The organism is Pseudoalteromonas sp. H103 (assembly GCF_001469205.1).
GTDB lineage: Bacteria > Pseudomonadota > Gammaproteobacteria > Enterobacterales > Alteromonadaceae > Pseudoalteromonas > Pseudoalteromonas carrageenovora.
In genome coordinates, this window is the sequence record NZ_LOFG01000016.1 from 268,849 (window position 1) to 282,057 (window position 13,209).

Genomic DNA, 13,209 nt, shown 5'->3' on the forward strand with positions numbered 1-13,209 from the left:
GCGAGGATTACCAGCGTTATTAATAAGCTAATGGCGTTGGCATAATAAAAAGATGATAAATTTTCAGCAAGTAAGTAAAACTTACCCTGGTGGGCATCGTGCACTTGAAAAGGTTAATTTTCATATTAAGCCTGGCGAACTCGCTTTTTTAACGGGCCACAGTGGCGCCGGTAAAAGTACGTTACTTAAGCTAATTAGTTTAATGGAGCGTCCATCTGCAGGTAACGTGTTTATTAATGGAGTTGATTTAAATAAAGTTAACTCGCGTCAAATTCCTTATGCTCGTCGTGATATTGGTATTATTTTTCAAAACCACCGTTTGTTAGAGCGCTATACCGTTTTTGATAATGTAGCATTACCTTTAATTATTGAGGGCACTCACCATAAGCAAATAGCAAAACGAGTGCATGGCGCGCTTGATAAAGTGGGCTTGATAGATAAAATAAAATGTCATCCTTCTATGCTCTCTGGTGGTGAACAGCAGCGAGTAGGTATTGCCAGAGCCATTGTAAACTCCCCGCCAATATTATTAGCTGATGAACCTACTGGTAACCTCGACCCTGAACTTTCAATGGAAATATTAAAGTTGTTTGAAGACTTTAATAAGCACGGTACAACAGTGCTTATTGCCACACATGATCTTGGTTTAGTGGCGCGTATGAAGTACCGAAGCCTAACTTTAAAAGACGGTCGTATGCTTGAAGATCCGCTTGCTGAGGGAGCATTATGAGTTTACTTTTTAAAGGTCGTCAAAATAGTAACGATAAGCAACAAAAATCGATATTAGCGGGTGGATATTTTTTTATACTTAATATATTTCGCCAAGGCGTACATAGTTTAGGTGAAATGTGGCGTACACCACTTGCTTCAATGATGACCATTGCAGTACTTGGATTGAGCCTAACTTTGCCAGCTACACTTTACTTAGTTGTTAAAAACGTACAGCAAGTCAGTAGCGGCTTTGAAGAAGCCAGTGAAATCTCATTATTTGTAAAAGAAAGTATGAGTGCCCAAGAAACGCAAACTTTAGTAAAGCGCTTAGCGTTATATCCAGAGGTTGAAAGCGTTGAGTTTATTTCAAAGCAAAAAGCACTTACTGAGTTTAAGGACGTATCTGGATTTGGTCAGGCTTTAGAATACCTAGACAGGAACCCACTACCAGACGTAGTACTGGTTACGCCAACAAAACGTAACAGGCAGCCAAATGCCGCTAAGGTACTTTTGACAAAGCTTGAGAGTGAACGTGAAGTTGACTTTGGCAAGCTTGATATAGCATGGTTAGAGCGCTTAAATGCACTACTTGATTTACTTAAAGAAAGTGTAATAACTATCGCACTATTATTACTTACCTCTGTGACACTTATAATTGGTAATACTATTCGGTTGTCTATTATGGACAAAAAAGAAGAAATCCAAGTAATGAAACTTGTAGGAGCAACGAATACATTTATACATGCGCCATTTTTATGGACAGGTATATGGTACGGCGTAATAGGTGGTTTATTTGCTTTTATATGTGTTGGGTTAATGATGTGGTGGCTTTCGAGCGCAGTAAGCAGTGTTGCAGGCGTGTATCAAACAAGTTTTTCGCTTATTGGGTTATCGCTTAGCGAGCTCGGCTTTTTAGTATTACTTGCTACGAGCTTGGGCTTTATTGGCTCGTACCTATCTGTAAATCGCTATATTAAAGAAATAGAACCCGATAAGGTATAAGTGAACCAATTCAACTTGATACGCGTAGAGTATCAAGTTGGATACATCCTTAGTTTATTAAAACTGTCATATTTGTGTACTATCCTCCTTAAAAGTAATGAGTTGTAAATAGCGTGTTGCGACAGAGCTAATTGCTTGCAAACCCTTAATTCATCACTTATTCAGTCGCTTGTAGTAGAATAAATACATACCAAAAAACTACTTGATTTATACTTTAAAAAAGTTTTAAATTGGGGTTAGCACTCTTAGAGAAAGAGTGCTAAGATGGTTTCAAATGTTTATCACCGAGGTGAAAAATGAGTAAAGATTTATACGCAATGGCACTTACAGTCGGACAACAAAGCGCAAGCATGGACGGTTACCTTCAAGCGGTAAGCACTATTCCTATGCTTAAAGTTGAGCAAGAGCAAGAGCTTGCTAAAAAGCTTCAGGAAGAAGGCGATCTTGGCGCTGCTAAGCAACTCATTATGTCGCATTTACGCTTTGTAGCACATATTGCTAAAAGCTACTCGGGATACGGCTTACCACAAGCTGACCTTATTCAAGAAGGTAATATAGGCCTGATGAAAGCGGTTAAACGTTTTGACCCTACAGTAGGTGTACGTTTAGTGTCGTTCGCAGTGCATTGGATTAAAGCCGAAATCCATGAGTTTGTTTTAAAAAACTGGCGCATAGTTAAAGTTGCAACCACAAAGGCGCAACGTAAATTGTTTTTTAATCTTCGTAAAAACAAAAAGCGTTTAGGTTGGTTCAATCAAGCTGAGGTTAGCACTGTTGCTAGTGAGCTAGGTGTGAGTGAAAAAGAAGTACGTGAAATGGAATCGCGCATGAGCGGCCAAGACATGGGCTTTGACCTAACTGGTGACGATAATGATGACGCGCCTACAAGTACTTACTCTCCAGTACAATATTTAACAGATGGTTCTGCCGATTTAGCTGATGACGTGGAGCAGCAGCAGTGGCAAGAGCAGTCTCATACTCGTTTATTTAGCGCACTTAAAACGCTAGATGAGCGTTCGCAAGACATTGTAAGTGCTCGTTGGTTATCTGACGACAAAGCAACATTACAAGAGCTTGCTGAAAAATACAGCGTATCGGCTGAGCGTGTTCGCCAGCTAGAAAAAACAGCAATGAAAAAGCTGCAAAGCGCTATGAGCTAATACTGCTCAAGCTGTAAAATTTAGAAGCCCTGCATGAAAATGTGGGGCTTTTTGCTTTATAGCGGAAGTTTAAAACTACTCGCTGATAAAGTTAGATAATTAAATCTACTTACCTAGGTAATTGAGAATACCTGTAAATGTCCTTAATGCAGGTAAACTGATAGTTTATTTAGCCAGCGCCACTGCACAGAGGTTATTAAAGGATTATATAAATTAGCTTTTTGCTTGGCATATGAACGACTGCATTATTAAAGTGCATATTATCGAGCACTTATTCCTTTATTCTCAGCTTGCGCTAACTGTATATATTTTCTTTCTACTAATTGCGAAACGGGCACGAGCTCAAACCCTTGCTCAGTCAGTTGTGGTAAAGCATGGCGTAAAAACTTAATTGTTTCTGGGTAGGGGTGGGCAATTGCAATTGCAAAGTTATGTTTTTCAGCTTTGTGTTTTAATTCATCGAGCCTAAATTGCAATTGCGCGGGCGTAGTTATGTTGTCTAAAAATACGTGACGGCCAATATTCTCTACACCTAAAAAGTTTGCTGCATTTTGTGCTTGGCTTAAATCAGTGGTGCGACTATCTAAAAAGTATAAGTGACGCTTTTTTAGTACTTCCATAGTCCACTTCATGGCTTGGCTTTTTTGTGTGAGCGCTGAGCCCATGTGATTATTAACGCCTTTGACTTGGGGTAAGCTGGCTAGAGCAGTTCCTAAAGTTTGTTGTAATTGTTCTTTATTCATATTTAAAGTTAATGCGCCTGGGCCAAGCTCTTTGCCGTTAAGTGCCTGCATAGGAACGTGTAACAACAGTTCTTTATTTGACTGGCTCGCAAGCGTTGCAAAAATTTGAGAATAAGGTGTGTGAGGCAAAATTGAATACGTCAATTGCCCTGGTAAGGAAAGGAATTCTAAGTCCCGTTGATGATAACCTATATCATCTATTACTATTGCTATTTGCTTGGCACTAACACTTGTGCAGGCTAAGAAAATAAACAGTATTAACCATTTTATTATTTTCACGTTTATAGTTTTTATTATCTTTTTTTAATCTCAGTAGGTTGCTTTAAATAAAGCTGTTTTATTGCATGCTGAGTAATTGTTTTGCTTTAACTAATTGCTGATCGGCTAAGTTACCCGTGAGTAATTGCGCGTTACTGTTAGTTTGCTCATTTTTTATTATAACGGCTTTATTAGTTTGTGAAAGACTTGTTTGATTAATCGCCACATCAGGGGTTATCCCTATGCCATCAATAGATTGGCCAAGGGGAGTATAGTATTTAGCTGTAGTGAGTTTAAGTGCTGTGTTGCCATCACCTAGGGGGATTAACGATTGGACAGAACCTTTACCAAATGACTGGCTGCCTACAATTGTTGCTCTTTTATTGTCTTTTAGTGCAGCAGCTAGTATTTCGGCGGCAGAGGCTGAGTTTTCATTTATAAGTACAACAATAGGCGCACCTTTTAAAATATCACCTCGCTTAGCGTAAAAGGCTTGGTTAGCGTCATAAAAGCGCCCTTTGGTAGTAACAATAGTCCCGCTTTGTAAAAATAGGTCAGATACTGCTACCGCGCTTTGTAATGTACCGCCTGGATTATCGCGTAAATCAATTACTAAACCTTTAAGTGGGTAGCCAAAATGGCTTTGTAAAGCTGCAACCTGCAAGGCCACTTCATGTAAAGTATGATTAGAAAAGTTATTAATAGCTAAATAGCCAGTACCAGAGTCTAAAAGCTCGCTGCTTGCGCTTTCAAGGTTTATTTGACGGCGAGCAACATGAAAAGTGATTAACTCTTTAGTGTTATCGCGCTTTACAGTTAGATCTATATTTGCAAATTTACTTTCGCGTATGAGTGTTGCCACTTCGTCGATTGTACGATTATTCGCGCTGTTATTATTTACGCTTATTATTTTATCGCCAGGTAAAACTCCCGCTATTTTAGCCGGCGAGTTATTTACTACGTCAATAATAGTCATTTTTTCATCAACGTTTTTAACTTCAATCCCAATACCTGTATAACGCCCGTTTGTATTATCAAATAACGACGTAAGCTCATGCTCGTCTAAATATTTAGAGTAGGGGTCGAGCTTTGAATACAAACGCTCAAATTGTTTGTTGTTATAATTGATATGGTCGCTATTTTGTAATGCTAAATCTTCTACGTAGTAGGCATGAATATTAAAGAGGATTTCATCTATTTGTTGGCTTTTAAGTTCTTTTACAGAGCTTGCATATACGTGTGTATTAAAAGCTAATAAGGTAAGTAATATAACCAAATACAGGCTTATAAAAAAGCCTGTATTTTTTTTAATGACTGTATTTGATGCGTTTTTTTTGGTTGTCATCAGCTGCTCCTAATGCGGTGCAGCGGTTTATTCAATTAAATGCGTCTGCACCATTTTACAGGATTTACTGCGCGTCCTTTGTGGCGTATTTCAAAGTATAGACCAGAATTTGCTTGTCCGCCGCTTTGGCCTACTAATGCAAGTGTTTCGCCTTCGCGAACCATGTCGCCAACATCTCGTAATAGCGTTTGAGCATGGCCGTATAGGCTCATAAAGCCTTCTCCATGGTCAACCACAATCACCCAGCCAAAACCTTTTAACCAATCAGCAAACACAACTTGACCGTTTTGAATGCTATTTACGTTTGTGCCTTCTTTTGCGCCAATTAGTACGCCTTTCCAATCAATACCACCATGTTTGCGCTGTCCAAACGTGTGCTCTAATTTACCCTTACTTGGCCAAGGTAATTTACCTTTGCTTTTGTTAAGCCCGATAAGCTCTATTTTTTGATTTTTTTCTTGCTCTAACTCTTCAATCGTTGTGATCAGCGTTTGCTGGTTCTCTTTTAAATAGTTAATAGAGTTTTTTGTACCTGTTAGTTGGGCTTGTAGGTTTTTTAGATTGGTTTGTCGCTCGCTTTGAGCATTTACTAATGCGGTTTGACGTCTTTTTTGTTCTTCATATAAAAGCTCTAATTTTTGTTGTGTTTTAACAAGCTCTTGTTGGTTTTGTGCTATTTGCTGTTGAAGCTGCTTTAGCTCTTCAATTTGTTCAATACGGGCTTTATTCAAATAATTATAATAACTAAGTGTACGCTCAAATTTAGCGGTGTCTTCTTGGTTTAGCAACATTTTAGAGTAGTCATCGCCACCGGCCATATAAGCACTTTTTAATTGTGCGGCTAATACCTTTTGAAACTCTGCATGTTGTTCGTCGAGTTCATCAGCTTTATTTTGTAATTGCTTTTGTTGTGTTTTGGTTTCTTTTACAGATTTTTCAGCCATGTTGAGTGCTTTTGCATTTTTAGCTATATCAAGTTCATGGCTTTTGAGTTTTTTTTGTAATGAGGCTATTTTTTTTCTTTGTGCGTTATATTCAGCTTGGCTTTGCTCAAGTGCATTTTGTACTTCTGATAAGTCTTTTTTAGTGCGATCTTCATTAGCAACTGCATAAGCAGTTACTAATGAAGTAAGTATTAATCCGCACTGTATTAACCGGTTAATACATCTATTCATATGTTATTTCAACATCATGATAGGTGTGCCAGTCATTTCGTTAGGCTGCTCCATACCCATTAAATGAAGCATTGTTGGTGCTACATCGCTTAGTGCTTTACCTTGCATAGGCTCAGCGTCGCGACCTACGTAAATAAATGGAACTGGCTCGCTAGTATGAGCTGTATGGGCTTGACCTGTTTTAAGGTTAGCCATTTGCTCTGCATTACCATGATCGGCAGTAATTAATGCTTCACCACCAAACTCCTCTAATGCATCAACAACACGACCAATACACGTATCTACAGCTTCGCAGGCTTTAACGGCAGCTTCAAACACACCAGAGTGACCTACCATGTCGCCATTAGGGTAGTTACAAATAATAGCGTCGTATTTTCCACTTTTAATTGCTTCTACGAGTTTATCTGTAAGCATTTCTGAATTCATTTCAGGTTGTAGATCGTAAGTTGCTACCTGTGGTGAAGGAATTAACTCGCGTGTTTCACCTTTAAATTCGTCTTCGCGCCCACCACTAAAGAAAAACGTAACGTGTGCATATTTTTCTGTTTCAGAAATACGTAGCTGCGTTTTGTCATTTTTTTCTAGCCATTCTCCTAACACATTTACAAGTGCTGACGAGCCAAAAGCAACAGGTGCATCAATATCGGCTGCGTATTCTGTCATCATTACAAATGCGCTAAGTTTTGGAGATTTTTTCTTGGTGAAGCCGTCAAATTCAGGCTCAACAAATGCGCGAGTTATTTCACGGGCTCTGTCGGCTCTAAAGTTAGCAAAAATAACAGTATCGCCATCGTTAATTGCCGCAGGCTCAAAACCCGCTGGAGTAATTGTTGTAGCGGCTACAAATTCATCGTTTTCGTCGCGCTCGTATGCGGCATTGAGTGCGTCTACACCGTTATCAAAATTAAAATCACCTTTTGCTAGGGTCATTACGTCATATGCTTTTTCTACTCGGTTCCAGCGGTTGTCTCTGTCCATTGCATAATAACGCCCTACAAGTGAGGCTAAACGGCCACATTTTAGCTCTGCAAATAACGCTTCGATGCGCTCTATTGAGGCTTTAGCGCTGCGCGGTGGTGTATCACGACCATCTAAAAAGCCATGAAAATATACTTCTTTAGCGCCACGTTTTGCTGCAAGTTTGATACTGGCAACAATGTGATCTTCATGGCTATGTACGCCACCTGGGCTCAATAAGCCCATAATATGAACCGCTTTACCTGCGTTTACTGCTTTATCTATGTTTTCAACTAATGCGGGTGTTGAGTCAAACTCACCATCGTTAATTGCTTTGGTAATGCGAGTGAAATCTTGATAAACGATTCGCCCGGCGCCTAAGTTCACGTGGCCAACCTCTGAATTACCCATTTGCCCGTCAGGAAGGCCAACATCTAAACCCGAAGCTGATATTAATGTGTGTGGGCGGGTTGCCCATAATTCGTCTAATACCGGTGTGTTAGCTGCAAGAATAGCGTTACTTTGCTCATCTTCGCGGTGTCCCCAACCGTCTAAAATCATTAATACCAGTGGTTTTTTATGCTCTGTCATAATAGCTCCTGAAAATTAGCACCTGTTGATGGGTACTGTGTACCGAAAGGGTTATCTGGTTCGTTTTAGCATACCGCGTTTTAGCGATAGGATCAGCACTGAAAACAAGATATTAAATTTTTTACTTACTTTCATATATGGGGTGCTTTATCGTTTTTTAAACTGTGTCAAACTCGCATTTTAACTTGGTTTGGGTATACTTGCGGGGCTAAAGTACAAAATACCTAAAATATTAGGGCGTGTTGCACTTTGGTGGCTGAATTTGCAGCAGTGTGTTTGGTTTTTAGGCAATGCAGAGCCTATGAAGTGTGGTTACTCCCCATAAATAGGCGATAACGTAGCATAAATCCCGAACATGCGCTGCCCGTTGGGTTTTTTCTAGGGACTATTACCTCTTTGTTGCTCGGTTTTTACTTAGCCCACTAGGTTACAAACCTCGCGCCGCGATTTAATCGCCCCTAGATTGAACAAATTTCAATCCACAAAGGTCAACACGCCCTAGGTTTAGAACATAATTTCATAGTGGAAGTAGAATGGATCAATATATTGAATTTATTACAAATCATCCCATTTTAAGCCTTGCTTGGGTTGGTCTTGTTTTTCTTATTGTAAGCGGTTTGATTAAAAGTAAATTTTCAGCAATCCGTCAAATTAACCCTCAACAACTTACGCTTTTAATTAATCGTGAAGACGGTAAAGTTGTTGATATTCGCGCTCAAAAAGAGTTTTCGGCAGGCCATATTGCTAACTCTGTGCACTTGAGCCCTGAAAAAGCGAAACAATCTGACTTTTCAAGCCTTGAAAAGTACAAGAGCAAACCCATTATATTGGTATGTACCACAGGTATGACTGCCCAAGGTACTGCAACTGCGATGCATAAAGCTGGTTTTGAAGAGGTTTATGTATTGGCAAGCGGTATGGGTGCGTGGCAATCAGCGAGCCTACCAACTACAACAGGTCGCTAATCAGTTTAGCTAGACCGATAGAGGATTTATTATGAGTAATGTTGTTTTATACACCAAAGCGTATTGTCCATTTTGTCAGCGCGCTCTTTCGCTTTTAAATAGCAAAGGCGTGGAATATACAAATATTGATATTGGTGTACAGCCTGAACTTCGCGATGAAATGATCGCCAAAGCAGGCGGCGCAAGCACAGTACCGCAAATTTTTATTAATGATGAACATATCGGTGGCTGCGACGACATGATGGCAATAGAAGCGCAAGGTAAACTTGACGCTAAGCTAAACGCTTAAACTTAAATTATAATAACGAACAAGTTAGGAAAAACAATGAACGAAGAAACTCAAAACGCAGCAGCTGCACAAGAAGGCGCACAATTTACTATTCAACGCATTTACACTAAAGATGTATCGTTTGAGACGCCAAACTCACCAGCTATTTTTCAAAAAGAATGGACGCCAGAAGTTAAGCTAGACCTAGATACTCGCTCTAATAAGTTAGATGAAGGCGTGTTTGAAGTTGTTCTAGCGTTAACTGTAACCGCATCTATTGGCGAAGAAACTGCGTTTTTATGTGAAATTCAACAAGCAGGTATTTTTACTATTGCTGAAGTTGAAGAAGTGCAACTTGCACACATGCTAGGTGCATTTTGTCCTAACGTGTTATTCCCGTATGCTCGTGAAGCAGTATCAAATTTAGTTAATCGTGGTACTTTCCCACAGCTTAACCTTGCGCCAGTTAATTTTGACGCATTGTTTGCACAATACATGCAACAACGTACTGCGCAAACAGACCAGGTTACAGCAGACGCATAACCTATGAGTACAGCAACTACAGCTGTTACTGTATTAGGGGCGGGGTCTTACGGCACCGCCCTTGCTATTTGCTTAGCCCGAAATGGTCATAATGTGACTCTTTGGGGTAGAAATAGCGACGACGTTGCCACGCTTGCAGCTGAGCGGAAAAATCAACGTTACTTACCTAATGCTCCTTTCCCAGACACTCTTACTCTTGAAGCCGACTTACATCAAGCCGTTGCTAGCAGCAAAATTGTACTTGTTGTGGTACCAAGCCATGCATTTGGCGACACACTTCAACAAATTAAACCTGCATTACAAGAGGGTGCTGAGATTGCGTGGGCAACTAAAGGCCTTGAGCCAAATACAGGGCGCTTACTGCAAGAAGTAGCTTTACAAGAGTTAGGTGACGAAGTTGCGCTTGCCGTGCTTTCAGGTCCTACATTTGCTAAAGAAATGGCAATGGGTTTGCCTACCGCTATTTCTGTTTCGTCTACGTCGCCTGAGTTTGCTCAGCAATTAGCTGATTTACTTCATTGTGGTCGCTCATTTCGTGTGTATAACAATGACGACTTTATTGGTATACAGTTAGGTGGTGCGGTTAAAAATGTAATTGCTATTGGTGCCGGTATTTCGGACGGTGTGGGCTTTGGTGCAAATGCGCGAACCGCTCTTATTACTCGTGGGCTTGCAGAGTTAACTCGCTTAGGTTGCGCTTTAGGTGCAAAGCCAGAAACCTTTATGGGTATGGCAGGCCTTGGCGATTTAATTTTAACCTGTACAGATAATCAATCACGTAACCGTCGATTTGGTTTAGCACTTGGTAAAGGTGAAAGTGTAGAGGCAGCAATTGAGTCTATTGGCCAAGTAGTCGAAGGCTTTAGAAATACCAAAGAAGTGTATTTATTAGCGCAGCGTGCTGGCGTAGAAATGCCAATCACTGAGCAAATTTATAAAGTACTTTATGAAAATAAAGACATGAAAGAAGCCGCAATGGCGCTATTAGGCCGAGAGCAGCGTTCTGAATAAATCTATACAAAGTATACTTAAACTAAAAAACCGACGTTATGTCGGTTTTTTGTTGTTTGGTACAAGGTGTTTATTGCGCGTTAGGAAAGCCCAACTGGCGCCAAGATTCATACACAAATACGGCGACCGCGTTAGATAAGTTCATGCTGCGGCTGTTTGGCTGCATAGGAATGCGTACGCGTTGATCGTTTGGCAATGCTTGAATCATTTCATCAGGCAGGCCACGTGTTTCAGGGCCAAAGACTAAACAGTCTCCCGCTTCGTAGCTAGCTTCATGATGAAACTGGCTGCCTTTAGTTGTACATGCATACACTTTTTTTGGCTGGCACTTTTCTAGGTAGGCTTCAAATGATGCATGACGCTGTACGTGGCTAAATTCGTGGTAATCAAGGCCTGCACGTTTTACACGCTTGTCGTCCCACTCAAACCCTAAAGGCTCAATTAAATGCAGTGCATAGCCTGTATTTGCACATAGGCGAATAATATTACCTGTATTAGGTGGAATTTCAGGTTGGTATAAAACAATATCCAGCATAATGAGCCTTTTTAGTAATCGGTTGAGCGCAGCAGTATACACGAAACCTTTTAAAAAAATGATATACTCAATGCATTGAATACAGTGATTAACGGATATACGCGTGCACAACCGCAGCTACGAATTTTGGGTTAAAACCTCAAGTATTGTCACCATGGTTATGGTGAGCTTAATGATTGGCGCAAAAACATGGGCTTGGCTTGCTTCAGGCTCAGCTTCAATGCTTGGCTCGTTGACTGATTCGTTAATGGATATTACCGCCACAGCCATGAGTTTTTTGGTGTTAGGTTACGCACTGCGCCCTGCCGATGACGATCATCGTTTTGGGCATGGTAAAGCTGAGGCGCTTGCAGGGTTAGGGCAGGCTGCATTTATTGCAGGCTCAGGGTGTTTACTTGCGTTTCATGGTATTGAGCGCTTATTTAACCCAATACAGTTAACGCATTCTTTATTGGGCGTATGGGTAAGTATTTTTGCAATTGTGTGTACGCTGGTGATTGTATTTGTACAAAATAAAGTAGTTAAGTATACCGATTCTATTGCTATAAAAGCCGATTCAGTACATTACAAAGGCGATTTAATATTAAATGCGGCCGTGCTATTGGCTATTTTACTCGCTTATTATGGCGTACTTTACGCCGACCCTCTTTTTGCAATTGGGGTGGCGGGCTACTTACTTTATAACAGTTGGGATATAGCGCGTGATAGTGCCGATCATTTAATGGATAAAGAATTACCAGACGATGAAAAGCAAAGCATATTCGATATAGCTAAAGAACATGCCGATGTACATGGTGTACACGGTATTCGAACTCGCCAAGGCGGTAAAATTAAGTTCATCCAAATGCATTTAGAGCTGGATGATAACTTAAGTTTAATACGTGCTCATAATGTGGCTGATGAAGTGGAAGCGATGATAAGTGCACGATTTGAATCTGAGGTAGATATACTCATCCACCTCGACCCGCTTTCTGTTTTAGTAAACCCTAGTACTGATCAAGAAGTAACAGACTCACAAAACTGATAAAAGTTAGTTAATAGCGGCTTTCGAATCTCGTCACGTTCAAAAAGTAGTTCGTGTTTTGCACTTTCAAAACTCTCGATTGTTGCATGAGCATGTCTTTTTGCAAGGCTGTACTGTGCTTCATTATTAACCACTGTATCGCTAGCTGCACTTGCTATAAACAAAGGAATTGGTACGTTTAGAGTATCTATAGACTTTAAAAACGCTATTGTAGCTGCTAGCCAGCCAAAGGTAACGCCACCTAATTGTATGTTAGGTTCTAATTTATAAGTTTGCCTAAAGTAGGTGTAACGCTCCTTGCTGCTAGTAAGGACGTTTTCGGTAAATGGGATCGGGTTGTAATTGCCTTGTCCAAATGCATAGCAAGAGTGTAAACCAAGTAAAGTGGCTAACTTAACAATAAACTGCGTAGGTATTTTTGGTACGTCTTTTGTAAAAATATCAAACATAGGCGCAGACAAAAACACGCCTTTATAGTTATTTTCAAATTTTGCTAAATAATCAATAGCAATCGCGCCACCCATAGAATGAGCCAGCATGACTTTTTTACCCTGCCAATGCTTTGAAACTATTTGCTGATCAAAGTTATTTAGGTCACTGCTGTAGTTATTATAATGTTTTACAAAGCCTTTATGCTTATTTTTAAGATGCCTGTAAGATCGCCCCTGACCTTGATGATCCATAATAAACACAGCAAAATTATTACAATATAGCTCCCATAACAGTTCTTTATATTTTTCTAGGCCTTCAATACGCCCTGTACTTACTACTATTGCGGTTGTAGCATTTGTAGGAATTGCGTATGCGTAAAATAGCTTTCCTGACGGCGTATCTAAGTAGCTTTTAGTTAAATTTGAAGTATAAAAAACATTAATGGCCTCTTGATTGCTCTCAAGCTGGGCTTCTGAACTATAAAACATG

General features: G+C 40.1%; 14 protein-coding genes. 8 read left to right on the top strand and 6 right to left on the bottom strand.

Translation table 11 applies throughout. The features are described from left to right. Nucleotides 1–52 precede the first annotated feature (52 nt). From ftsE to rpoH, 3 genes are all read left to right on the top strand, one after another. Nucleotides 53–730 carry a cell division ATP-binding protein FtsE gene (gene ftsE, locus ATS74_RS13395; RefSeq protein ID WP_058549382.1) on the top strand — a complete coding sequence of 226 codons (678 nt, stop codon included), beginning with the start codon at nucleotides 53–55 and terminating at the stop codon, nucleotides 728–730. Then, nucleotides 727–1,713, top strand: coding sequence for a permease-like cell division protein FtsX (gene ftsX, locus ATS74_RS13400; protein WP_058549383.1), 987 nt, complete (start codon nucleotides 727–729; stop codon nucleotides 1,711–1,713). The genes ftsE and ftsX overlap by 4 nt, the downstream gene beginning before the upstream one ends. Before the next feature lie 296 nt (nucleotides 1,714–2,009). After that, nucleotides 2,010–2,873: an RNA polymerase sigma factor RpoH gene (gene rpoH / locus ATS74_RS13405; RefSeq protein ID WP_058549384.1), complete on the top strand. Its 864-nt coding sequence runs from the start codon at nucleotides 2,010–2,012 to the stop codon at nucleotides 2,871–2,873. Between the two features lie 260 nt (nucleotides 2,874–3,133). Here rpoH and ATS74_RS13410 read toward each other — a convergent pair whose 3' ends face one another. The 4 genes from ATS74_RS13410 to gpmM are packed head-to-tail and all read right to left on the bottom strand — an operon-like array spanning nucleotide 3,134 to nucleotide 7,942. Next, nucleotides 3,134–3,895, bottom strand: coding sequence for a divergent polysaccharide deacetylase family protein (locus ATS74_RS13410; protein ID WP_235592017.1), 762 nt, complete (start codon nucleotides 3,893–3,895; stop codon nucleotides 3,134–3,136). 58 nt (nucleotides 3,896–3,953) lie between these two features. Beyond that, nucleotides 3,954–5,219, bottom strand: a complete 1,266-nt coding sequence (locus tag ATS74_RS13415; RefSeq protein WP_058549386.1) for a S41 family peptidase — start codon at nucleotides 5,217–5,219, stop codon at nucleotides 3,954–3,956. 35 nt (nucleotides 5,220–5,254) lie between these two features. Then, nucleotides 5,255–6,394: a murein hydrolase activator EnvC family protein gene (locus ATS74_RS13420; protein ID WP_058549387.1), complete on the bottom strand. Its 1,140-nt coding sequence runs from the start codon at nucleotides 6,392–6,394 to the stop codon at nucleotides 5,255–5,257. A 3-nt stretch (nucleotides 6,395–6,397) separates the two neighbouring features. Beyond that, complete coding sequence (gene gpmM, locus ATS74_RS13425; protein WP_058549388.1) at nucleotides 6,398–7,942, bottom strand: 2,3-bisphosphoglycerate-independent phosphoglycerate mutase; 1,545 nt, start codon at nucleotides 7,940–7,942, stop codon at nucleotides 6,398–6,400. A 533-nt stretch (nucleotides 7,943–8,475) separates the two neighbouring features. Between gpmM and ATS74_RS13430 the strand changes: the two genes are divergently transcribed. The 4 genes from ATS74_RS13430 to gpsA are packed head-to-tail and all read left to right on the top strand — an operon-like array spanning nucleotide 8,476 to nucleotide 10,729. Beyond that, entirely contained in the window at nucleotides 8,476–8,907 is a 432-nt protein-coding gene (locus ATS74_RS13430; RefSeq protein ID WP_058549389.1) for a rhodanese-like domain-containing protein, read from the top strand. 31 nt (nucleotides 8,908–8,938) lie between these two features. Next, nucleotides 8,939–9,196, top strand: a complete 258-nt coding sequence (gene grxC, locus ATS74_RS13435; protein WP_058549390.1) for a glutaredoxin 3 — start codon at nucleotides 8,939–8,941, stop codon at nucleotides 9,194–9,196. Nucleotides 9,197–9,232: 36 nt separating this feature from the next. Next, complete coding sequence (secB, locus tag ATS74_RS13440) at nucleotides 9,233–9,718, top strand: protein-export chaperone SecB (protein ID WP_058549391.1); 486 nt, start codon at nucleotides 9,233–9,235, stop codon at nucleotides 9,716–9,718. 3 nt (nucleotides 9,719–9,721) lie between these two features. Then, nucleotides 9,722–10,729: an NAD(P)H-dependent glycerol-3-phosphate dehydrogenase gene (gene gpsA, locus ATS74_RS13445; RefSeq protein WP_058549392.1), complete on the top strand. Its 1,008-nt coding sequence runs from the start codon at nucleotides 9,722–9,724 to the stop codon at nucleotides 10,727–10,729. Between the two features lie 70 nt (nucleotides 10,730–10,799). Here gpsA and trmL read toward each other — a convergent pair whose 3' ends face one another. Next, nucleotides 10,800–11,264: a tRNA (uridine(34)/cytosine(34)/5-carboxymethylaminomethyluridine(34)-2'-O)-methyltransferase TrmL gene (gene trmL, locus ATS74_RS13450; protein ID WP_058549393.1), complete on the bottom strand. Its 465-nt coding sequence runs from the start codon at nucleotides 11,262–11,264 to the stop codon at nucleotides 10,800–10,802. A gap of 154 nt (nucleotides 11,265–11,418) precedes the next feature. Here trmL and ATS74_RS13455 point away from each other — a divergent pair, with 154 nt between their 5' ends. Then, complete coding sequence (locus tag ATS74_RS13455) at nucleotides 11,419–12,288, top strand: cation diffusion facilitator family transporter (RefSeq protein WP_082660613.1); 870 nt, start codon at nucleotides 11,419–11,421, stop codon at nucleotides 12,286–12,288. On the opposite strand, the gene ATS74_RS13460 is transcribed toward ATS74_RS13455, so the two are convergent. Beyond that, nucleotides 12,261–13,208, bottom strand: coding sequence for an alpha/beta fold hydrolase (locus ATS74_RS13460; protein WP_058549394.1), 948 nt, complete (start codon nucleotides 13,206–13,208; stop codon nucleotides 12,261–12,263). The genes ATS74_RS13455 and ATS74_RS13460 overlap by 28 nt on opposite strands. Nucleotide 13,209: the final 1 nt, after the last annotated feature.

Excerpts from the sequence above, each read along its gene's own strand:
- ftsE (WP_058549382.1), top strand. The coding sequence starts at position 53 with ATGATAAATTTTCAGCAAGTAAGTAAAACTTACCCTGGTGGGCATCGT.
- ftsX (WP_058549383.1), top strand. The coding sequence starts at position 727 with ATGAGTTTACTTTTTAAAGGTCGTCAAAATAGTAACGATAAGCAACAA.
- rpoH (WP_058549384.1), top strand. The coding sequence starts at position 2,010 with ATGAGTAAAGATTTATACGCAATGGCACTTACAGTCGGACAACAAAGC.
- ATS74_RS13415 (WP_058549386.1), bottom strand. The coding sequence starts at position 5,219 with ATGACAACCAAAAAAAACGCATCAAATACAGTCATTAAAAAAAATACA.
- ATS74_RS13420 (WP_058549387.1), bottom strand. The coding sequence starts at position 6,394 with ATGAATAGATGTATTAACCGGTTAATACAGTGCGGATTAATACTTACT.
- gpmM (WP_058549388.1), bottom strand. The coding sequence starts at position 7,942 with ATGACAGAGCATAAAAAACCACTGGTATTAATGATTTTAGACGGTTGG.
- ATS74_RS13430 (WP_058549389.1), top strand. The coding sequence starts at position 8,476 with ATGGATCAATATATTGAATTTATTACAAATCATCCCATTTTAAGCCTT.
- grxC (WP_058549390.1), top strand. The coding sequence starts at position 8,939 with ATGAGTAATGTTGTTTTATACACCAAAGCGTATTGTCCATTTTGTCAG.
- secB (WP_058549391.1), top strand. The coding sequence starts at position 9,233 with ATGAACGAAGAAACTCAAAACGCAGCAGCTGCACAAGAAGGCGCACAA.
- gpsA (WP_058549392.1), top strand. The coding sequence starts at position 9,722 with ATGAGTACAGCAACTACAGCTGTTACTGTATTAGGGGCGGGGTCTTAC.
- trmL (WP_058549393.1), bottom strand. The coding sequence starts at position 11,264 with ATGCTGGATATTGTTTTATACCAACCTGAAATTCCACCTAATACAGGT.
- ATS74_RS13455 (WP_082660613.1), top strand. The coding sequence starts at position 11,419 with ATGGTTATGGTGAGCTTAATGATTGGCGCAAAAACATGGGCTTGGCTT.
- ATS74_RS13460 (WP_058549394.1), bottom strand. The coding sequence starts at position 13,208 with ATGTTTTATAGTTCAGAAGCCCAGCTTGAGAGCAATCAAGAGGCCATT.